At 45.8% G+C, this 22,308-nt stretch carries 18 protein-coding genes; 7 read left to right on the top strand and 11 right to left on the bottom strand.

The features are described from left to right. Window positions 1–28: 28 nt before the first annotated feature. Together GL182_RS02450 and GL182_RS02445 are read right to left on the bottom strand one after the other, a co-directional pair. Window positions 29–2,152, bottom strand: coding sequence for a xanthine dehydrogenase family protein molybdopterin-binding subunit (locus tag GL182_RS02450; protein ID WP_163377963.1), 2,124 nt, complete (start codon window positions 2,150–2,152; stop codon window positions 29–31). Next, window positions 2,149–2,610: a (2Fe-2S)-binding protein gene (locus GL182_RS02445; RefSeq protein ID WP_163377962.1), complete on the bottom strand. Its 462-nt coding sequence runs from the start codon at window positions 2,608–2,610 to the stop codon at window positions 2,149–2,151. Before GL182_RS02445 ends, GL182_RS02450 begins: the two co-directional genes overlap by 4 nt. Window positions 2,611–2,909: 299 nt before the next feature. Between GL182_RS02445 and GL182_RS02440 the strand changes: the two genes are divergently transcribed. From GL182_RS02440 to GL182_RS02410, 7 genes are all read left to right on the top strand, one after another. Then, complete coding sequence (locus GL182_RS02440) at window positions 2,910–3,905, top strand: beta-ketoacyl-ACP synthase III (RefSeq protein WP_163377961.1); 996 nt, start codon at window positions 2,910–2,912, stop codon at window positions 3,903–3,905. A 20-nt stretch (window positions 3,906–3,925) separates the two neighbouring features. Beyond that, complete coding sequence (gene efp / locus GL182_RS02435) at window positions 3,926–4,489, top strand: elongation factor P (RefSeq protein ID WP_163377960.1); 564 nt, start codon at window positions 3,926–3,928, stop codon at window positions 4,487–4,489. 114 nt (window positions 4,490–4,603) lie between these two features. Further along, window positions 4,604–5,071, top strand: coding sequence for an acetyl-CoA carboxylase biotin carboxyl carrier protein (accB, locus tag GL182_RS02430; protein WP_163377959.1), 468 nt, complete (start codon window positions 4,604–4,606; stop codon window positions 5,069–5,071). Window positions 5,072–5,101: 30 nt separating this feature from the next. Next, a complete protein-coding gene (gene accC, locus GL182_RS02425) occupies window positions 5,102–6,454 on the top strand; it encodes an acetyl-CoA carboxylase biotin carboxylase subunit (protein ID WP_163377958.1) in 1,353 nt (450 codons plus the stop codon). Window positions 6,455–6,646: 192 nt separating this feature from the next. Then, window positions 6,647–8,962, top strand: coding sequence for a PSD1 and planctomycete cytochrome C domain-containing protein (locus GL182_RS02420; RefSeq protein WP_163377957.1), 2,316 nt, complete (start codon window positions 6,647–6,649; stop codon window positions 8,960–8,962). A gap of 1 nt (window position 8,963) precedes the next feature. Continuing rightward, window positions 8,964–10,421, top strand: coding sequence for a DUF1501 domain-containing protein (locus GL182_RS02415; RefSeq protein WP_163377956.1), 1,458 nt, complete (start codon window positions 8,964–8,966; stop codon window positions 10,419–10,421). 39 nt (window positions 10,422–10,460) lie between these two features. After that, window positions 10,461–12,602, top strand: coding sequence for a c-type cytochrome domain-containing protein (locus GL182_RS02410; RefSeq protein WP_163377955.1), 2,142 nt, complete (start codon window positions 10,461–10,463; stop codon window positions 12,600–12,602). A 103-nt stretch (window positions 12,603–12,705) separates the two neighbouring features. Here the strand turns inward: GL182_RS02410 and prfB are convergent. The 9 genes from prfB to GL182_RS02365 all read right to left on the bottom strand — a co-directional run bounded on the left by prfB (window position 12,706) and on the right by GL182_RS02365 (window position 22,178). Further along, window positions 12,706–13,810 (bottom strand): peptide chain release factor 2 gene (gene prfB, locus GL182_RS02405; protein ID WP_163377954.1). Its coding sequence is split into 2 segments (ribosomal slippage): window positions 12,706–13,749 and window positions 13,751–13,810, totalling 1,104 coding nucleotides; the frame shifts between segments, so codons are not numbered across the junction. A 79-nt stretch (window positions 13,811–13,889) separates the two neighbouring features. Then, window positions 13,890–14,423, bottom strand: coding sequence for a hypothetical protein (locus GL182_RS02400; protein WP_163377953.1), 534 nt, complete (start codon window positions 14,421–14,423; stop codon window positions 13,890–13,892). A gap of 35 nt (window positions 14,424–14,458) precedes the next feature. Further along, the gene (locus GL182_RS02395; protein ID WP_163377952.1) at window positions 14,459–15,526 is read right to left on the bottom strand and encodes a branched-chain amino acid aminotransferase; all 1,068 of its coding nucleotides are present in this window, start codon (window positions 15,524–15,526) and stop codon (window positions 14,459–14,461) included. A gap of 6 nt (window positions 15,527–15,532) precedes the next feature. Then, entirely contained in the window at window positions 15,533–16,081 is a 549-nt protein-coding gene (locus tag GL182_RS02390; protein WP_163377951.1) for a cob(I)yrinic acid a,c-diamide adenosyltransferase, read from the bottom strand. Between the two features lie 25 nt (window positions 16,082–16,106). Continuing rightward, complete coding sequence (locus GL182_RS02385; protein ID WP_317167774.1) at window positions 16,107–16,823, bottom strand: ABC transporter ATP-binding protein; 717 nt, start codon at window positions 16,821–16,823, stop codon at window positions 16,107–16,109. Between the two features lie 79 nt (window positions 16,824–16,902). Then, window positions 16,903–19,683 carry a tetratricopeptide repeat protein gene (locus tag GL182_RS02380; protein ID WP_163377950.1) on the bottom strand — a complete coding sequence of 927 codons (2,781 nt, stop codon included), beginning with the start codon at window positions 19,681–19,683 and terminating at the stop codon, window positions 16,903–16,905. Continuing rightward, window positions 19,683–19,970 (bottom strand): Asp-tRNA(Asn)/Glu-tRNA(Gln) amidotransferase subunit GatC, encoded by a 288-nt coding sequence (gene gatC, locus GL182_RS02375; RefSeq protein ID WP_163377949.1) that lies wholly within the window; start codon window positions 19,968–19,970, stop codon window positions 19,683–19,685. Before gatC ends, GL182_RS02380 begins: the two co-directional genes overlap by 1 nt. After that, entirely contained in the window at window positions 19,967–20,722 is a 756-nt protein-coding gene (locus tag GL182_RS02370) for a lysophospholipid acyltransferase family protein (RefSeq protein ID WP_163377948.1), read from the bottom strand. The genes gatC and GL182_RS02370 overlap by 4 nt, the downstream gene beginning before the upstream one ends. Window positions 20,723–20,810: 88 nt before the next feature. Continuing rightward, on the bottom strand, window positions 20,811–22,178 hold the full coding sequence (locus GL182_RS02365; protein ID WP_205603565.1) for a nodulation protein NfeD: 1,368 nt from the start codon (window positions 22,176–22,178) through the stop codon (window positions 20,811–20,813). Between the last annotated feature and the right edge of the window lie 130 nt (window positions 22,179–22,308).

The following is a 22,308-nucleotide window of genomic DNA, read 5'->3' as shown; positions in this document are numbered from 1 at the left end:
CAAACAGGCTTCCTTTATTGACCATCGATCACCCTTCAGGAACAATTCCTGAAGGCAACATGGGTAGTCGATTGATTTTTACGCCCACGGCATCATCAATGGCATTCCGGATCGCTGGAGCAATGCATACAATAGGTGCTTCTCCAGCCCCTGAAGATGGCAAATCCTTCCGGTCCAACAATATTACTTTCATGTCGGGCACATCTTTAAACCGGGGGACCCGGTAAGATGACAGGAAGGCATTGGAGATATCCCCGTCCTTAAAGTCTACGGACTCAAAAAGGGCTCCTCCCAAACCCTGAAGCACACAACCTGTTACCTGGCTTTCCAGGTGCCGGGGATTAATAATGGCACCACATTCAAAGGCCGTTATGGCTTTAATTATCTTTAACTCTCTGCTTTCCCGGTCAACGGAAATTTCAGCAAAGGTAGCCACAAATCCCCCTTTCACTGCTCCGCAAGCCATTCCAAATCCATGATTCGGTCCCGCTTTGGCCCGGTTCCAGTCAAAATCCCCGGCGGCAGCATTGATTACCGCCTCAAGTCGGTCGTTATCCAAATTATCGAGCCTGAATTGAAGGGGATCAGCCTCAATCTTTCTGGCAAGGTCATTAACGGTGGATTCAATGGCAAATATATTGGCCGTAGAAGCCAAAGCCCGGTAGGAACCTTGCCTTAATGGCGTATCGGATCGGTGGTATTCCTGGTGCTTGTTGGTTCCCAGGTATGGCAGGTCAATGCCCGCTCCTCCTGAGTTGTAATTGTGAAACTCCCAGGATACAATACCCTGCCCCTTTACAGCTGCTTTTACTTTGATCAACCCTGCTGGCCTGAAATAGGCCCATTTAAACTCTTCTTCCCGGGTCCAGTTTACCTTGACAGGTTTACCTGTAGCTTTGGAAAGCCTTGCTGCTTCTATTCCAGCCTCTCCGGTATGCTTGCCTCCATAACCGGAACCGGTATCTGGCATGTATACGCGAATCTGCTCACCGGGAAGATCAAAGGTCCTTTCCAGTTCTTCCTGCACGCCAAAAGGACGCTGGGTTCCCGTCCAGACTTCCAGCTGATTTCCTGTCCATTGGGCCAGCCCGGCCCTGGGTTCCAATGGTACATGAGCGATATACTGCACTTCAAAATCATGCTGGATCTTATGGGTTGATTCATCAAATGCCTTGGTTACCTGGGAACTGACAGGATTTCCTTTTTCTGCACTGCTCAGCAAATGATCAAAAAGTTGCGCCCGGGAAACCTGAGGACTACTGTCCCAATCGGCTTCAATGCTTGCCAAAGCCATGGCTGCGGTCCTTGTGTTTTGGGCGACCACTCCAATAAAGTCTCCCTCTCTTACGAGTTGAACTCCAGCCATACTTTCTGCCCTTTCCGTTTTAACCGCTCGCAATTTTGAACCTTGGACCGGCGGCCTGAGCACTTTACCATACAGCATACCGGGAAGTACCATGTCCGAAACATAGCGGTGTTTACCGGTAATGAATTCCCTGCCATTGACTTTTGGAACTGATGTTCCTGCAATTTTCCAATTGGTTGGTTCTATGGTGGGCACATTATCATCCATCTGTTGCAGCAGGGTTTTTCCTTTTGCCAAATCCCCATAACTTAACTTTTTACCGTTTTTGGGGTGCTGAACCATTCCCTGATCCATTGTAAGGCTTACCTCTTCAATTTTCCATTCCTTTCTGGCCTGTTCCAACAATATTTCCCGAAGATTAGCCGCTGCTTTTCTCAAAATTGGTGCCATCTGAGGAGTCGTCAAACTTCCGTAGGTACCGCGGTCATAGGGAGTCCGATGGGTATCCCCCATTACCAGTGTAATGGAAGACACCGGGAGAAAAAGTTCCTCTGCTACCACCTGCGTTAGCGAAGTACGGATATTCTGGCCCACTTCCACTTTACCGGTAAATACTGTTATTTGGCCCGTTTCTGATAAATGTATCCATGAAGACAGCTGATCGGGAGCGAGGAGATCCCCTTCACTTTTAGGCAATACTCCGGAGGCCAGATAGTCTGTCCAGACAAAATAGGTAGCAATCCCTGCCCCCATATATTTAAAGAAACTTCGTCTACTCAGCCCTTTTCCGGGTAACTTCCTTTCGGAAAGCTGCTCACCTTTCTGTTTGATCCGCTCGTTTTTCATCCTGCTTTGGCCTTTTGGGTTAATTTACTCAATGCGCTGACTATTTGGGGATAGGTACAACATCTGCAAATGTTGCCATTCATCCCTTCAACTATTTCGGAATCACTTAATGCTTCCTGCTTTTCCATAAGGGCAACAGCTGTGATTATCATTCCGGGAGCACAATAGCTGCATTGAAAAACATCTTCCTCCATCAACACCTCCTGAACGGGATGCAACTTCCCCTCTTTTTCCAGTCCTTCGATGGTGACAACCTTTTTACTCTGGGCTACCGTAGCGGGAGTGATGCAGGCTGGAGTAGGTGTGCCATTGATCAGCACCTTGCATGCCCCACAGGCTGCCTCACCACAACCGTATTTGGTACCGGTAAGGTCCAGTTGTTCTCTGAGCACTTCCAGCAGGCTGGGATTTCCATCCACAACCACCGTATAATCTTTGTCATTTACATTTATCCGCATGGTACATTCTTTAATTCCTAAAAACGCTTTTTAATTTAAAGAAATAATGCCAGAAATACAATTCAATGCCTTTTGGGGGTGTTTTCAGGCTGTTAAGCTTCAATTATTTTTCACATATCCAAAAAATCTTTGGTGGACAAGCACATTTTAAATAATTTTGGCTTTCTAAATTTACCTATGCCTTTATCATTCTTTAAAGGCAATGGATTTAAAATCAGGATTCGCCACAAAATGCTGTCCAATTTGTAGACATTTGCGACAGTCCTACCCGATTTCTAAATGAGACCAGAATACATCAAATGAAAAAAAGAGCTGTAATTACAGGTGTACATGCTTGGGTTCCCCCCTATGTGCTAGACAACAAAGAACTGGAAACCATGGTAGACACCAATGATGAGTGGATTACCAGCAGGACCGGTATCAAGGAAAGAAGGATTTTAAAGGGGGAAAATCAGGGCACCTCCGTCATCGGTACGGCCGCAGTGAAGGGTTTATTGGAAAAAACCGGAACTGACCCGGAAGATATAGATCTGATCATCTGTGCTACCGTCACCCCAGACATGCTTTTTCCTGCCACTGCCAATATTGTAGCGCACAATGTAGGTGCTAAGAACAGTTATAGCTTTGACATTTCAGCAGCCTGTTCCGGGTTTTTGTATGCCCTCACCATAGGTAGTCAATTTATAGAAACAGGAGCTCACAAAAAGGTGATTATCATAGGCGCTGACAAAATGTCGTCCATAGTCAATTATCAAGACCGGACTACCTGCATCATATTTGGAGATGGTGGTGGAGCGGTATTGCTTGAGCCTACTGAAGAACCTTTGGGTATAATGGATTCCCTGCTGCATACGGATGGCTCCGGGGCAGATTTTCTTCACATGCGCGCAGGAGGCAGCAGGAAACCAGCCACAATGGAAACGGTGACAAACAGAGAGCACTATGTCTTTCAGGAAGGGTCCACTGTCTTTAAATTTGCTGTGACCAATATGGCAGATGTAAGTGCCAGGATCATGAAAAAAAACAATCTCGTAGCTGAGGATATCGCCTGGCTGGTGCCCCACCAGGCGAATAAAAGAATCATTGATGCCACGGCCAACAGAATGGGTATAGGACAGGAAAAGGTGATGCTCAATATTGAAAAATATGGGAATACTACTGCCGGCACCCTTCCCTTGTGTCTATGGGATTATGAATCCCAGCTTAAAAAGGGAGATAACTTAATTTTGGCTGCTTTTGGTGGTGGATTTACCTGGGGAGCAGTATATTTGAAGTGGGGCTATGACCCTAAATAACAATTAAATAAAATTCGGACATGGCAAGTACTGCTGACTTTAAAAATGGCCTTTGTCTGGAATTCAACCATGATATCATGACCATAGTAGAATTCCAACATGTAAAACCCGGAAAGGGCCCGGCTTTTGTAAGGACAAAATTAAAAAGCCTTACAACAGGAAAAGTATTGGACAAAACCTTCAATGCCGGTGAAAAGGTAACAACGGCAAGGGTAGAAAAAAGACCTCATCAGTTTATTTATAATGACGATTTGGGGTACCACTTTATGGACCTGGAGAATTTCGAACAAATCCCCATCGAAGAGAAGCTCATAGAAAGACCGGAACTGCTCAAAGAAGGCCAGGTCGTGGACATTCTCATACACGACGAAACAGAAAGACCACTGGGTGTGGAATTACCCCCATTCGTGGAACTGATGGTGACCTATACCGAGCCTGGCATCAAGGGTGATACGGCTACCAACACTTTAAAACCCGCTACTCTGGAAACAGGGGCCGTGGTGATGGTTCCCCTTTTTGTGGACCAGGACATCATGATCAAGGTAGATACCCGGGATGGATCCTATTCGGAGAGAGTGAAATAAAGCTTAATTTTGCGATAAAAATTAATTATATTACATAGTTTTAATAAATCACATCCAGAATAATAAGAACAGGGAAGCCCTAACCTACGGTGCAACTCTCAAATAAAACGTTTTATGAAAGCAAAAGAAATACAAGAATTAATAGACTTTATTTCCAATTCCGGATTGGCAGAGGTAAAAATAGAGACAGATGAGTTCAAGCTTTCCATCAAAAAAAATTCTGAGGTACCTGCTGCAAAAAATGTAGAAAACCATTACAGCCAGGCTGCACCTGCACCCTCTCCCGAGCCGGCACCGAAAAAGGATGCACCGGAAAGTAATGAAAACTCAGGTCCCCCGCTTCTGGAAGTCAAATCTCCCATGATTGGCACTTTTTACCGATCTCCTAATCCTGATTCTGATTTCTTTGTCAACATCGGAGACACCATCCAGAAAGGGCAGACCGTTTGTATCATTGAAGCCATGAAGCTTTTCAATGAGGTAGAGTCAGAAATCTCAGGAAAAATCGTTAAGGTTTTGGTAGACGATGCCTCACCTGTCGAATACGATCAGCCCCTTTTTCTGGTTGAGACACAGAATTGATTATTTTTCCAACCAAATTGACCAAAAAAAGTGTTTAACAAAATATTAATAGCCAATAGAGGGGAAATAGCATTACGTATCATACGTACCTGCAAAGAGATGGGAGTGAAAACGGTGGCGGTTTACTCCACAGCAGACAAGGATAGCCTGCATGTCCGTTTTGCGGACGAAGCCGTGTGTATAGGGTCTCCTGCCAGCAAGGATTCCTACCTGAATATACCCAGGATAATCGCTGCAGCAGAAATCACCAATGCGGATGCCATTCACCCAGGATATGGCTTCCTTTCAGAAAATGCCGAATTCTCCAGGATTTGTGAAGAATACAATATCAAATTTATTGGTGCCAGTCCGGAAATGATCAACCAAATGGGAGATAAAGCCACTGCAAAAGCCACCATGGCGGCTGCTGGTGTACCTACCATTCCAGGTTCAGAAGGACTGATTGGTTCCATAGAAGAGGGGCTTTCCCTGGCTGAGGGCATTGGTTATCCTGTAATCCTGAAAGCCACTGCCGGAGGAGGCGGCAGGGGTATGCGGATTGTCAAAGAACCGGCAGGCTTCAAAAAAGCCTGGGATGATGCCCGGCAGGAATCCGCAGCAGCCTTTGGCAACAATGGCCTGTACCTGGAAAAATTCGTGGAAGAACCCCGTCACATCGAAATACAGATCATCGGAGATGCTACCGGAAGGGCCTGCCACCTTTCAGAAAGAGACTGTTCTATCCAAAGAAGGCACCAAAAATTAGTCGAAGAAACCCCATCTCCGTTCATTACAGATGATTTAAGGGAGAAAATGGGACAAGCCGCTATCAAAGGTGCAGAAGCCATTGCTTACGAAGGGGCTGGCACCATTGAGTTTCTTGTAGATAAAAACCGGAATTTCTATTTCATGGAAATGAATACACGGATTCAGGTAGAGCACCCGATTACCGAGGAAGTAACGGATTTTGACCTGATCAAAGAGCAGATAAAGGTCGCTGCGGGAGAGCCTATCAGTGGGAAAAATTATTATCCCAAGCTCTTTGCCATGGAATGCCGGATCAATGCAGAAGATCCCAGCAACGGATTCAGGCCCAGTCCTGGTAAAATTGTAAACCTTCATTTGCCTGGAGGCAAAGGCGTCCGTATAGACAGTCATGTCTATGCAGGGTATGTCATACCTCCCAATTACGATTCCATGATTGCCAAGTTAATTGTAAGTGGACAATCCAGGGAGGAAGTGATTGTCAGGATGAAGCGGGCATTAGAGGAATTTGTTATTGATGGCATCAAAACCACCATCCCATTCCACCTGACCCTTCTCGAAGATCCTGAATTCAATGCAGGCAACTTTACCACTAAATTTCTGGATGATTTTGATTTTTCAAAAATCAAACCTCATTAGCCGTTAATAATTGCCTGTTTTATATTAATAAAGGGAAGATATTTTGCTTCCCTTTTTTTATTATTTTTCCCTCCTTACCTACCATCCTACCGCCTAGCTTAAATTAAGCAGCCATTTTAATATTTTGCTTGTAATTATAGAGATAATTTGTGAAATTGTTGATTATTATCAATTTAAGCAAGCTCTGTATTTATGCTTAGGCACCCCATTTATATCATTTATTTATTATGCATATTATTAAGTTCCTGTTCGGAAAAACCCTCATCCGGCCTGGCACTTGATTCAGGCGACCAGGTCAGCTACAATTTCCATGTTCGTCCGATCCTATCAGACAATTGCTTTGCCTGTCATGGGCCAGACGAAAACAAGCGGGAGGCCGGCTTGAGGCTGGACCTGGCTGAAAGTGCCTTTGAAGCATTGAAAGAAAATCCGGATGCCCATGCCATCGTGCCTGGCAAACCCGCCGCCTCTGAAGTGGTCAAAAGACTGGAAAGCACCGATGAAACAGAAATGATGCCCCCTCCGGAATCCAACCTGAAACTAAGTGCGGAAGATAAGGAGATCATCAAAAACTGGATCAAGCAGGGTGCAGCCTACGAACCCCATTGGGCTTTTGTACCTCCGGTAAAATCAGAACTTCCCGAAATATCTGATCCGGAATGGGCACAGCACGAACTCGACTACTTTATCCTGGCAAAACTCGACAGGCTCGGACTAAAGCCCAACCAAAGTGCCGACAAGATGCACCTGCTCAAAAGGCTTAGCATAGATCTGACCGGCCTGCCCCCCGGACTGGACCTGATGCAGGAATACGCTACCGACGATTCCCCGCAGGCTACAGAAAAAATCATTGACCGATTACTGGAAAGTCCGGCTTTTGGCGAACGCATGGCCGTGCTGTGGATGGATATCTCCCGGTACTCTGACAGCTACGGCTATCAGGACGACAACATCCGTACCCAGTGGCCTTATCGCGACTGGGTCATCCATGCCTTCAATAAAAACATGCCTTACGACCAATTCATCACCTGGCAGCTGGCCGGTGACCTTTTACCGGAACCAAGTAAGGAGCAGATTCTAGCCACCGCTTTTAACCGAAACCATAAATATACCGAAGAAGGAGGCGTGATCCCCGAGGAGTACCGGGTAGAATACAACGTGGACAAAACCAATACGTTTAGCAAAGCCATTTTAGGTATGACCGTGGAATGTGCCCAATGTCATGACCATAAGTATGACCCCATTTCACAGGAAAACTACTTCCAGATGTATGCCTTTTTCAATAACACACCGGAGAAAGGCTACGAAGGAGATGTCAGCATTTCCAAACCGGCCAAGCATCCCATCATGTGGGTCGAACGCAATGACCTGGAAGGCGTACTTGACTTTGTCAATCACCGGGACACCAGCAGGATCATGGTATCGGTGATGGAAGATTTTAAAGACACCCTCAGGCAGACCTTTGTCCTGGACCGGGGCATGTACAACCAACCCACCGAAGAAGTGACGGTATCTACACCGGAAGCCATTTTACCATTCGATAAAAACAAATATCCGGCAAACCGGCTCGGCCTGGCCCAGTGGACCTTCGAAGAGCAAAACCCTTTAACCGCCAGGGTATTTGTGAACCTGATCTGGCAAGAGCTATTCGGTGCAGGGATTGTGCGCTCGGCCGGAGACTTTGGTATGCAGGGCAAACTGCCAAGCCACCCTGAACTACTGGACTGGCTGGCTGTAGATTTCAGGGAAAGCGGATGGGACATCAAAGGCCTGATCAAAAAGATAGCGACTTCGGCTACCTACCAACAGGCGGCAGCCGTGGACAAAAATAAAATGGAAGTGGACCCGGACAACTTCTACCTGGCCAGGGCCCCAAGGATCAGGATGAATGCCGAACACATTCGGGACATGATCCTTTACAGCAGTGGCCTGATGGTGCAGGAGATCGGTGGCCCCAGCGTCAAACCCTATCAACCGGAAGGGCTTTGGGAAGCCTCCACTTCCGGAAGGGGAGAATTGGCCGAATACCGGCAGGACAAGGGAGAATCCCTCTACAGAAGAGGGCTTTATACCTTTATCAAACTGACTTCTCCGCCTCCGAAACCCATCATCTTTGATGGCAGCAACCGGGATGTGTGTGAGGTAACCAGAAACAGAACCAATACGCCGCTACAAGCCCTGGCCATGCTGAATGATCCCCTGGTGCTGGAAGCCTCCAGAGTTTTGGCCAGCCGATTGGTTGGTGCCGGTAAAAGTAGCGAGGAAGCCATTCAGGAAGCCTTTGCACGGATCATCTGCCGGGCTCCTACCGAGGAGGAACTGAATCTGCTGCAGGAATATTACAGGGAGGAACTGAAAAGATTCCAGAAAGCACCGGAAAAAATCCTGAACACCGTCCAAAAGGGAGAATTTCCACTGGACAATAGCAGCAATAAACCTGAAACTGCCGCCCTCATGCAAGTAGTGGTGGCCATTTATAATGTAGAAGAAGCGATTACCAAAACCTGATATGGAAAAAGAAAGATTAGAAAGCGGACTGAATGAAAACAGAAGGAAATTCCTATCCAAAATGAGTCTGGGATTGGGCAGTGTAGCCCTGGGCTCCCTGTTGATACCCGACCTTTTTGATGGCAAATCCCAGCTGGATACCGACAAGTTGATGGCCAGTCTGCCCCATTTTGCTCCCAAGGCCAAGCGGGTGATTTACCTGTTTCAGAATGGTGCGCCCAGTCAGCTGGAATCCTTTGATTACAAACCCATGCTCAATAAACGGATAGGAGAGGAACTGCCTGACTCTATCCGGAAAGGGCAGCGTCTTACGGGCATGACGGCCGGACAGTCTTCCTTTCCCTTGGTCGGTTCTTACCATGGTTTTAGTCAATATGGGCAGTCCGGTGCCTGGGTCAGCGATCTGTTTCCCTATACCGCAAAAATAGTGGATGAGCTCTGTATCGTAAAATCCATGCATACCGAGGCCATCAACCACGATCCAGCCCTTACTTTTTTCCAAACAGGCGCACAGGTAGGCAACAGACCCAGTATGGGAGCCTGGCTGAGCTATGGCCTGGGAAGTGAAAACAACAACCTGCCCAGTTTCTGTGTGCTGCTATCCCGTGGCAAAGGCAATGGTCAGGGCGTCTACTCCAAGTTATGGACCAATGGTTTCCTGGATTCTGTACACCAGGGCGTTCAGTTCTCCAGTGGTGATGATCCGGTGCTCTACCTCAACGACCCGGAAGGCATGGACAAAGCCGACAGAAGGCGCATGCTCGACAAGATCTCCGCACTGAACCAAATGAATTACCAATCCTTCGGTGACCCGGAGATCAGTGCCAAAATCCAGCAATACGAAATGGCCTACCGCATGCAGACAGCGGTTCCGGAAGTTACCGATGTCACCAAAGAACCTGACAGTATCGTCAAACTTTATGGCCCTGAATGTTTGGTTCCCGGCACCTATGCCGCCAATTGCCTGTTGGCCAGAAAGCTATCCGAAAATGGCGTACGCTTTGTCCAGCTTTATCACCAGGGATGGGACCAGCATGGCAACCTGCCCAATGAAATGGCGGGTCAGGCCCTGGATACCGACCAGGCGTCAGCTGCCCTGATCACAGACCTGAAACAAAGGGGATTGCTGGACGAAACCCTGGTCATCTGGGGTGGAGAGTTCGGCCGGACCAATTACTGCCAGGGAAGGTTTTCCGCTGAGAATTACGGCAGAGACCATCACCCACGGGCCTTTTCCATATGGATGGCAGGCGGTGGTGTTAAACCGGGCATTACCTATGGGGAAACGGACGAATTTGGCTACAATATTGTCAAAGACCCGGTACACGTCCATGATTTTCACGCCACCATGCTGCACCTGCTGGGAGTAGACCACGAAAAGCTGACCTTCAGGCATCAGGGCAGAAGATACCGGCTCACTGATGTAGCCGGCAACCTGGTCAAAGACATCATGGCCTGACCAGCATAATTCTTTGGTAAACTTCCTATTCGCTCTTTTATGTTATCATCCAAACTGAAGGCCATACTGGGCCAGGTCCTATTTGCTGTCAACATCTTTGTATTGTTTCTGGTGGTGGCAGAAAACCGGGTCCTGATCCCAGACTGGCTCCATGTATTCGGGAGAATGCATCCCCTGCTATTACATTTTCCCATCGTTATCATTTTACTTGCCCTGCTTTTGGTGGCCATTCCGGACCTTCTGAAAAACAAGGAGGACAGCCATCTGTACGGCACTGACCTGCTGCTGCTGGGTACCCTTACGGCAGGCTTTACCGTAATCGCCGGCCTGCTGCTGTCCCATGAGTCGGGATACGCACAGGAAGCCCTGGTCTGGCACAAATGGACCGGCCTGGGAGTGTTCTGGACCGCTTCGGTACTCTACTATTTTTTAGACAGCCAGAAGCACCTGCTCATCAAAGCAGCATCGGTTTTTCTTGCCCTGATAGTCGTCATATCCGGGCACCTGGGAGCCTCCATCACCCATGGTGATAATTTCATAACGGCTCCATTACAAAAAAATAAAGGGATAAACGTAAGCCTGGAAGAAGCAGAGGTTTTTGCCCACGTGGTCTATCCCATCCTGGAAAACAAATGTGTCAGCTGTCACAAAGCTTCCAAGCAAAAGGGAGAATTGAGAATGGACAGCCCTGAAAATCTGCTTAAGGGTGGGGAATCGGGACCTGCCCTGGAGCCCCATGACCTGGAAAACAGCCTGATGGCCCAGCGGATCAACCTCCCGGTAGAAAATGAAGAGCACATGCCCCCGGAAGGTAAACCCCAACTCACGGATGAAGAACGCTCCATCATCGAGGCATGGATCAGTAGTGGTGCCATCATTGACAAGATGGTTTTGGAACTTTCGGATACCACCTCCATTTACAAGCTTGCGGTCGATAAGTTTAAATCTGCACCCAAGACCTATGACTTCGAAAAAGTCCCAGATGAAACGGTACAAAAACTCAATAATTTTTACCGCAAGGTACAACCCCTGGGCCTGGAGTCTCCGGCCCTTTCCGTCAGCTACTTTGGCAGGGCAAGTTTTGAGCCTGAATCGTTAAAAGATCTTGATCCGGTATACCAGCAAACGGTATCCATTAACCTCAGCAACATGCCCCTTGAGGATGCCGACCTGGAATCCATCAGCCCCTTTTCTAACCTGGAAAAATTATATCTCAACTTCGCATCCATCAAGGGAGATGGCATACAATACCTGCAAAACCTGGAAAACCTGAGCCTGTTGTCCCTTTCCGGCAACCCCCTGGATGAAACAGCCGTGCCGCACCTTTCTGCCATGACACAGCTCAAAAAACTCTATGTCTGGAATACCAACCTTTCCGGGGAATCCCTGGAAGAGTTGAGGGCGGCACTCCCCGGGACCACCATCGAATCCGGAACGCAGGTCAGTGGAGAAGTATTGATGCTTAATCCTCCGGTCATTCGTTTCGACAAAGCTTTCTTCCAGGACAAGCTTACCGTAGAAATTACCCACCCTATCGGAACCACCAGTATCTTCTACACCCTGGATGGGACCGAACCGGACAGCAGCAATCATGAAATCTATGAAAAGCCCCTGGAGATCAATGAAAACACCACGTTAAAAGCCCGGGCTTTTGCAGATGGATGGATTGGGAGTGAAAAAGCTGAGGCAGAATTCATTAAAGCTACCCTCAGGCCTTCCGATTTTCAGATGAATCACCTTCCCGAGGACCGTTACAAAGGGGATGGGCAGGAAAGCCTTTTCGACCGAAAAAAAGCCATTCCCGATGTCTGGAACCTGAACTGGCTGGGTTTTTTAAACAATCCCCTGGAGGTGGAAATGGAATTTGAACAACCTACCGACATCAGCAAACTGGCACTTTCTTTATGGCAAAACCCCGGTGCCCGTTTCTTCCCCCCTGCTGAAGTGAAACTATGGTCCCGGGACAACACCGATCAGGAATGGAAACTCATCCACACCTTTCGTCCTACGCCCCTACAAAAAGATGCCCCGACCCTGCTCAAACAAATGGATATACCTTTTTCAGCCAGGCAGGTAAAGCAGCTCAAGCTTCTGGCCAGGCCCATAGAAAAGCTCCCCTCCTGGCATGGGGCGGCCGGCAACAAAGCCTGGCTCATGGTAGATGAAGTGGTGATGAATTAAAGTTTGGTATTATAGGCTGTTGGGGAAGACATCTATTGGCTTACCTGGGTCAATCAAGGTGAGATCCAAAGAACCAGAAATTAACAGGTCCCTTGGACCTCTGCTAGTCTTTGTCCTTTACTTCCTCTTCACTTTGTGCGAGCAAATAGGCCTTGATAAAATCATTCAATCCACCGTCCAGAACAGCCTGCACATCCGAAGTTTCATGGGCAGTACGGGCATCCTTCACCAATTTATAGGGATGCAGGACATAATTTCTGATTTGAGAACCAAAATCAATTTTCATTTTTCCCGACTCCACTTTTGCTCTTTCTGTATTCCGCTTGTCCATTTCAATTTGGTAAAGCCTTGATTTGAGCATCTGTGTCGCTTTTTCCCGGTTTGCAAGCTGTGATCGTTCGGCCTGACAGACCACCACAATCCCGGTAGGCTTATGGGTAAGCTGAACCTTGGTTTCTACCTTGTTTACATTCTGTCCTCCTGCTCCTCCTGACCTGGAAGTATGGAATTCAACATCAGAGGGGTTGATTTCGATATTAATCGTATCATCTACCACCGGGTATACATATACGGAAGCAAAGGATGTATGCCGCCTCCCTCCACTGTCAAAAGGAGAAATCCTCACCAATCGGTGCACACCGGACTCAGATTTAAGGTAGCCATAGGCAAGGGGGCCTTCAAATTCCAAAGTGGCTGATTTGATTCCGGCAACTTCCCCTTCCTGCAAATCAACCTCTTTTACCTTATACCCGTTTTTCTCACCCCACATGATGTACATGCGGAGCAAAATGGATGCCCAGTCATTGCTTTCGGTTCCACCAGCACCCGGATTGATCTCCAACATGGCATTCAATTGGTCCTCCTCACCGCTAAGCATTTTCTTGAGCTCAAGATCCTCTACCTTTTGTAAATTCTTTTGGTACTCGGTTTTTATTTCCTCTTCAGAAACTTCTCCGGCATTGTAAAATTCATACAAAACATCCAGGTCCTGAACAGCGGTATTTACATCCTCAAACTGGCTGGTCCAGGCTTTTCTTGCCTGTATTTGTTTCATCATTTTCTCAGCCTCTTCCGGGTCATTCCAGAAATCCGGCTGGGCCGAAATGGCTTCAAATTCTTCTATTTCCGTTTTCTTCCGGTCGTAGTCAAAGATACCTCCTCAAGGCCAAAATACGGGCCTTCAAGTCTTTCAACTGATCTGTTGTCATAGTTGCTTTCTCTTGTTTTAAAATTAAATTCAAATTTCGGCAATTTACCTCAAATTAGCTATAATTATAGCCAGCTGGCCTACTTTTCCTCCTCCGCTTCCAATTCATCCAGGGCAATGACCTGCAGTTTATTTTTGCCTCTGTTTTTGAATTTATTGTATCTCAGGGGCCTTAGCAGCAAACCTCCACCAATCAAGGCACCTGCAGTGACCAATATGCCTGAATCGTAGCTGATATTTTGATCGGCATATAAACTGTTGATCCCCCCTGCCAAAAGCAACAATCCACCAGCGGCAACGGGCAGCAGGCTCATGTTGGACAAGGTCTGGTTTCTGGGGTCTTTGTTACGAATGTCAATGACCTCGATCTGATCAAGACTCAATATATTTTCTTCCAGGACGATGACATCCTGGTTAATTTCCCGAATGACATCCTGAATGTAATAGTCCAACCCTTTTTGCAAGTACACCATGGATTCACCAACCTCGTAAGTCAGCCGGCTTTTTTCATTTTTTCCTCGCTGCAAAATCAGGTAATTCTGTGCCAGCAAGTCTGCATTAAGGGAGCAAAACAGTAGAAATAAAACGGTAAAGGTATTTTTTTTCTGTGGCATAACTGAAAATGAATCCGATAAAGAAAACAGCCGGACTAAATTTTCATTATCCAACCATGATCATCCACTACTTTCCCGTATTTGATATCATCAAGACGCTTTAATACCCTGTCGGAAAAGGCTCCTTCAGCTTTCTCAGGTAAAACATAATCCTTTCCGTGGATGTTGATCAGCCGGATAAATGCAACAGTGGCAGCAGTACCTGTACCAAAAGCTTCCTCTAACCTTCCTGAGATGAGTGCTTCTTCCAATTCGCTGACAGCTAAAAATCGTTCTTCTACAGGCATTTTCATCTCTTTAGCCAGGATCAAAACGCTGTCCCTGGTAATGCCTTTTAATATGGTTCCGGTGTTGGTCGGTGCAGTAATGAGCGTTCCGTCAATCACAAACATCACGTTCATGGTACCACTTTCTTCAATGTACTGGTGGGTTTTACCATCTGTCCAAAGCAATTGGTCATAGCCTTCACTTTGGGCTTTTCTAGCAGGGAAAAGGGAGCCTGCATAATTGCCTGCTGCTTTTGCTGCACCTGTCCCACCCTCTACAGCCCTGGCATACTGGGTTTCTACCTTCACCGCCACCGGCTTGGAATAATATTTCCCGACAGGGGAAGCAAGGATCATGAATTTGTAATTGTTGGAAGGTCTGATTCCCAGGTAATCATCTGCGGCAAAGACAAAAGGACGTATGTACAGTGAGCACCCGGCTTGTTTGGGAATCCAATCCTTGTCCACTTCCAGAAGTTTCCGCATGCCCTCCATAAAAACCTCTTCCGGTACTTCCGGGATACACATTCTTCGGGCAGATTCATTGAGCCTTTGTTGGTTGGCATCCCCTCTGAAAACCAGGATTTCTCCAGCATCATTTCGGTAGGCCTTCAGCCCTTCAAAAACGGACTGCCCATAATGTAGGGTAGCATTGGCCGGATTAATTTGTAACGGACCATAGGGCTCTATCCTCAGGTCCTGCCACTCTCCGTCCCTGTACTCCGCTACAAACATGTGATCACTGATTATGTGGCCAAAGGCCAGATCATCAAAATTGGTAGCTGCCAATTTGGAATGTTTTGTTTTATTGATATTAATCGTTAAAGTCTTATTCATAACTGATCAATTCCCTGGACGCCAGGTGATTTCATTTACATTTAATTCTACTGCCAGCTGCCGGCCCAATACAAAAAGGTAATCGGAAAGTCTGTTGATAAATTCAAGAACCAATGACTCCACAGGGGAGGTCTCCATCAACAATACAATGCACCTTTCCGCTCTCCTGCAAACCGTTCTGGTAATATGGGCCATGGAAACTACCGGGTGCCCTCCCGGAATAATAAAATTCCTCAGAGCCGGCAATCCCGCTTCCATGGTATCTATATTCTTTTCGAGAAAAGTTATATCCTCTTTTGTAAAGTCAGGTTTCTTTACCTGATCTTTCTCCGGATCACTGGCTAGATGTGCGCCGATAACGAACAGCCTGTCCTGAATAAAATAAAGGTTGTCACGCCGTTTTTCATTGACTTCCTGGTCGCGCAGTAAGCCAAGGTGAGCATTCAATTCGTCTATGGTACCATAGGCATCAATCCGCAGGTGCGATTTGTTTACCCTTGTGCCTCCTAAAAGGGAAGTTTCCCCTCTATCTCCCGTTTTAGTATAGATTTTCATAATTTTCTTTCAGGCAATGGACCCTTTAGACCACTGATTTATCAATTATCGTAGGATTCGGATTCACTTCATCCGACTCTACCAATCCATCCCTCAATCGAATCACACGATGTGCATAGTGAGCAATGTCATCTTCGTGGGTCACCATAATGATGGTATTTCCCTTTTGGTGCAATTCATGAAATAAATCCATGATGTCATAGGATGTCTTTGAATCCAGGTTACCCGTAGGCTCATCTGCCAGAATAATACTCGGATCATTGACCAATGCCCTGGCAATGGCTACCCTTTGCCTTTGACCACCAGAAAGCTCATTGGGCTTGTGATGAATCCGGTCATCCAACCCAACACTCTTTAAAGCAAGAAACGCTTTTTCATCTCTATCTGTTTTGTTGAATCCTGCATAAATCAGTGGCAAGGCTACATTATCCAGGCAAGTAGCTCTGGGAAGCAGATTAAAGGTTTGAAAAACAAATCCGATTTCCTTATTTCTGATTTCGGCCAACTCATTTTCACTCATATCACTTACATCCTTACTATTCAGAATGTACTGTCCAGAGGTGGGGGTATCCAAACAGCCAATGATGTTCATTAAAGTCGATTTACCCGATCCTGAAGGCCCCATAAAGGCCACATATTCTCCCCTATCCACTTCTATACTTACGGATTCAAGGGCATGGACTTCTTCGGATCCCATGCGATAAATTTTCCGGATTTCCTTGGTTTTGATGATTTCTGGCATAACAAAACAATTTAAGGTGTGAAGATAGGTGATTATGGATAAAAACCGGAATCCATAACGTTAAATTATATCAATGGGTTCAGAAGTATTCCAGTTGCAATTCCGTGAGATCTTCTGGTCCTATCCATTCAGCCATCAAGGCAAGGTTGCTGCTGGCATATTGGTCTAGTCCAATTATTCGGCAATATTTTACCAATTCGATCCATAACAAGGGATCCCTGTTGAATTGGCTGGCTTCCTGTAACAAGCGGTACCGCTCTTCATTATCAGTTTCCTTTTCTATCTCTGCCAAAACCATGGGAGTAAAGTAGGCGTTTTCAGCTACTGAAGAACGCCCTGACTTGCCCATAGCGTCACTCAAGCCCTTTATACGGTCCACATAGACTGAAAGAAATGAGGATTCTTGCCGAAATATTCCCTGACTTTGTGTCAATGCATACAAGGCATCCAGCTCCTTATCCGAAAACCAATGTCCCTTTTTTAACAGCAGCTCCCTGGCCAGAAAAGCCCGGTTGGATGCTCCTTCCAATGTTTCCATGGCTGGCAAAAGTTCCTTGCCCAACATTTCAGGCAGCTTGCTCAGGATTTGATAAAATTTTACGGTATCATTACTAACCAATTGCCTATCGCTATCAAATCTCATCCAATTCGGGAAGTCAACTCCCTGGGTTCCGGAAACAAATAAAGCTTCTTCTTCCATCCCCCCAAAAAAAAGGTACGGCAGATGGGCAGGAGTAAATTGGGTAAACCCCTTTAATGCAGCCTGCTTCCATTCTATAGCTGCTTTTTTAAAATCCCCCTCTCTGGAAAAAATCCAACCTGCAAAAGCATGGTAATACCCGGCATTCTTATTGAAGCGAAAAGCCATGCCATTCAATTTCCGAAGCAATTCGTTTACCCTTCCGCTTCTAAATTCAAGAACCAATCCGGATTCCCTGATATTTTCTTCCTCATTGAGGGGGAGGTTGGGCCTGTTTAGTAGGGTATCCAGGATTTGAAAGTATGGGGCTGCATTATCCCCCTCCTGAAGGGAAGTTAACTGATTGCGCAACATGGCCCGGTTTACCGGATCATGACCATGGCTTATGCTGTCTGCAGGCAGCCCAAATGGGGGCTCCTCTCCAGTGGCATTGATATAAGCCAGTAAATTTATCCTTTCTTTCAGAGTTGATACATCAAAATCGTTGTCTTCCATCGTCTTTCCATGCAGGATTTTCACTCCCAATAGGTTGAGTTCCTTTGTAAGTGACTTTCCCTCCATTTTCTCCAATACCCGTAAAGCTTCATCAGGCCGGTTCATTTGATGATATATCAGGGCCAGGTTATTCGACAGGTAGGGGTTTGAAGGGAAATATTTTAAACCTTCCTCCAAATAATAAATGGCTTCATTCACACGCTCACGTTTTTCCAAAAGGGCACTCAGCATAAGGATGTCCGGAACCTGTGGGTTGCCTTCAAAACTTTTGACCAGGGTGTTCAGTGCCAATGTGGGTTGATTCTGGTCCAGATACAGGTGGGCAGTTGCGTAGAGGGCTTTGTCATTCTTCCGGTACCTTTCAAAGGCATTTTCATATAAAACGATGGCTTCAACCGGACGCCTGCTTGCCAGGTAATAATCTGCTGAAAGTTGGGTGGAAGAGGTGCTAAACTGAACCGCAACAATCCCATCGGCATACACCAAAAATATCAGTAAACTTAAAACCCCTCCCAAACGCATGTGGAAATAAGGGAAAAAAGGAGGCTTGTAAACAATTCTTTCTATGGCCGTTCCGCTGTTCAGGATACTTGAAAAATTCACCCAAATGTACAAGAAAAATAGCAAGCCAAATCCAAGTTGGCTGTAAACGAAAATATGATGCAGAAAATCCAGCATGGGGGTATTCATGGAAACTTTACCCTTAAAAATCACCAACATACATACAGCGAAACCGGTAAGATAAAATAATTTCCCTACCCATGGAAATGCAAAAGGTTGGGGAAGGCTTCTGATTTTATAATGGACATCCAGAAAGCCTACCAGCCCCACGATTGGTAGCAATAGTTCAAATGGGGGAAGGGGCCATCCATCCAGGCTGCCGGTGATGTCTAAAAGCATCAATCCCAGCAGCATCAGATAGCCTGTTCCTAAAATGGCAAAATGCCAGGCAATTTTGATCCCGACACCCCGGTTTAACCTGGCCAATAAAATATATAAGCCTGATACCATGGACTGGCCAATATAAACTAAAAATCCTGCTGCCATGGCCATGGCCATCAGGGAGATGTTTTCTGAAAACAACAAGGTTGGGTAAGGGGCATTTGCGAAATAAATCAAAACCACCAGGCCTGCTATCCCGGATCCGAAAACAAGAAGGGTACGCAGACCCAAAGAAAGGTTTTCGAAAAAAAGATGGATCAAAGCTGCAGGAACCAATAAAAACACCAGGCAAATTAGCAGCCCATAATTTGTCCCTACGCCGCCAATATTCAGGCTGTTTACACCGCTTATGGTCAGCATAAAAACCAACAGTCCGGCAGCCAACAGGAAAGCATAGCGCCTTAACAGGGTAATCAAGCAGACATAAACCAGCAACATCAGCCAGGCTATCATCCCGAGCCACTGGGTAAGTCCCGGGTAATGTTGCATTTCTCCGGCCACAAAGCGGTCAAATAGCAGGAAATTCTGCGTGTTCAGCCCGATGTAATCAGTACCCGTAAAAAATTCATCTAATGGAATGGTGAGGGCTTCCAACCCAGAAACTATGGCGAGGGCTGGTCCTGTCTTTCCTCCAAGCTCCAGCATCAAAATCCCCAAGCCGGAAAGAAGAAGTACAATCAATACAATGATCAGGATGGTCTTTCTCCAAATTTGTTGGAACATTATTCCATTACCTTTGGAACGCGGAAATAATCAGAGTCTCTTTGGGGAGCATTTTTCAACCCTTTTTCATGATCCAGGTGCTCGCCTACCACATCTTCCCGCATGATATTTTCTTCAGAAGACATCGTAATCAAAGGTTCCACTTCTGAGGTGTCCAATTCATTTAGTTTTTCGACCCAGTCTAAAATCTGAGTCATGTCCTTGGTCATTTTCTTTGCCCCCTTTTCATCAAATTCAAGTCTTGCCAAATGCGCAATTTTTTTGAGGGAGTTGGTATCTAGTTTCATCTTTCCTTTTTTAATTCTAATGAGCCATTATCTTTCCATAATTGTTCCTGTATGGTTTGGAAACATTTTTCTTTAAGCATTCCTACATCCTTATAACCAAGTCCTGCAACCGCAACCGGGGGATGTATGACCACTTTTACAGGTTTGTAGCGCAATAAAAAATGGCCATCATCTGGCAAAATTAAGTGATTGTAAGATAAAGTGATAGGAATTATCGGAATTTGTTTGTCTAGAGCGACTTTAAACGCCCCATCCTTGAACCTGGCCATTGCCGGGGGTTGTAGGCTGGATATACCTCCTTCCGGAAAAAACACCACACTACTTTTTTGATCCAATGCCTCTTTTGCTTTCAAAATAGATACTCCCCGGCTCTTTAAGCTGTTCCGGTCAACAGAAATGTGAAGGTTTTTAAACATATAGCCAAAAATAGGAACTTTGGCCAGCGAACTTTTTCCTATAAAAACCAAATCAAAGGGAATCAACCCAAGTACCGGGATATCCAGATAAGAGAAGTGGTTGGAAACAATCACATATTGCATGCCCTTCCTGAAATGGTGGAGATTTTCTATTTTCACCTTAAAAAGCAGTAAACCAAAAAACACCCTGGACCAAATCCTGTTCAGCTTCCTTCCCTGTGCTTTTTTTCCTGGCAGCTCTATCGTGAGAAAAAAAACAGGAAACAAAACCAAAAAAGTAAGGACGAACACAATACTTCCATAGGTGGAATAAATCCTTCTGATCAAATTATTCATATAAAAAGGCATTTTTTATACTGAAACAAATTAAAAATCAACTGCCTTCTCTGAATCCCATTGGTTTTGATGTAATTGCCTTTTTTATTCAAACCGTAATTTTTTTCACCTTAAGAGAAGTCCCTTCGGTACTGATCACCTGAATGGGTTCACCCTTATCGATAAATTCACCCCTGGAATAGGCGTCATACATTTCATCATCGATCATCACCTTGCCACTTGGCATCAGGCGGGTATGGGACATACCCTGTTTTCCCAGTAATTCATCGCTATAAAAGGAAGAAGTATATCCCTCAGACCTTTGCTGGGTAGAGGCCAGAGAAAGCTTGCTGAAACTTTCCCATTGATTGATTTTCGGTGTCAGGGTAAAGATCAATACCGTGGCTATGATGGCCGACAGAATTACCGTAAGCAAAGCGGCAAACAGCTTTCCTGAACTTACAAAAGTAAAATCAAACTGGTCATTGGGCAGCATACCCATGGTCAGTCCGGCCAGGACACAGATTATACCCAAAATACCAAATACTCCAAAGCCTGGAACAACGAAAATTTCTACAGCCAGCAGGATAATGCCCGCTACAAAAATGACCAATTCCAGATTGCTTGCCAAGCCTGTCAGGTAATAGGGAATAAAATATAACAAGACGGCTATGGCACTTGCGGCCAATGGAAAACCAATCCCTGGCGTCTGGATTTCGAAATAAATTCCTGCAAAAATAATCAAAATCAAAAACCCACTCACAGCAGGATTCAGGAAAAAAGCAATGATATCTTCAACTACGGATGGGGAATAGTAATAAATCTCATAATTGTCAATGCCGTTTCGTGCTACTATTTCATTGATAGAGGAAACTTCGGCTTCACAAAAGCCATTCTGAATGGCCTCAGAGACAGAAAAAGTGACCACTTCACCCTCTTTAGATACTCCCTCCACTTCAATGTTTTCATCCACCATGGCTTCGGCAATCCTCGGGTTTCTTCCCCTGGCTTCGGCCGTGCTCCGCATCATGGAGCGCATGTAGGATTGGTATTTGTCAGGAGCTGCTTCTCCTGTTCCGCCCATCACTACGGTAGCGGCACCTATACTTCCGCCTCTGGCCATGTAAATGCTATCGCAGGCAATGGAGATCAAGGCACCTGCAGAAGCCGCATCTTTATCGATAAAGGAATGAATAGGTACTGGCGATTCCAGAAACAATGTGCGGATGTCATCGGCATCATTGACTGCTCCTCCATAAGTATCCATGTGCACGATGATCATCGCTGCATTTCTCTTGCCTGCATCTTCCAGGGCCAGTTTGACTTTTCGGTTCATTCTCGGATCTATATCACTCTTCATTTCAAAAACATAAATCGTTTTCAATGAATCCTTTGGTTCTTCCTCTTGCGCAAAACCCGCTGTGCCACCCTGAAACCCTATGATTGCATAAAGCATTAATCCAAATACCAATCTCATTTTTTACTAGATTTTTTATTTCCGTTTGAATATACCAATAAAAACCATGAAAGCCCTGATTGGTATAAAATGTAGTTGCAATTGATAAAATAAATATCAAATTTGCATCAAGTTTGGGTATTTATCGTCA

It is taken from the genome of Cyclobacterium sp. SYSU L10401 (genome assembly GCF_010993705.1).
GTDB lineage: Bacteria > Bacteroidota > Bacteroidia > Cytophagales > Cyclobacteriaceae > Cyclobacterium.
This window is presented reverse-complemented; position numbering and strand designations above follow the sequence as displayed.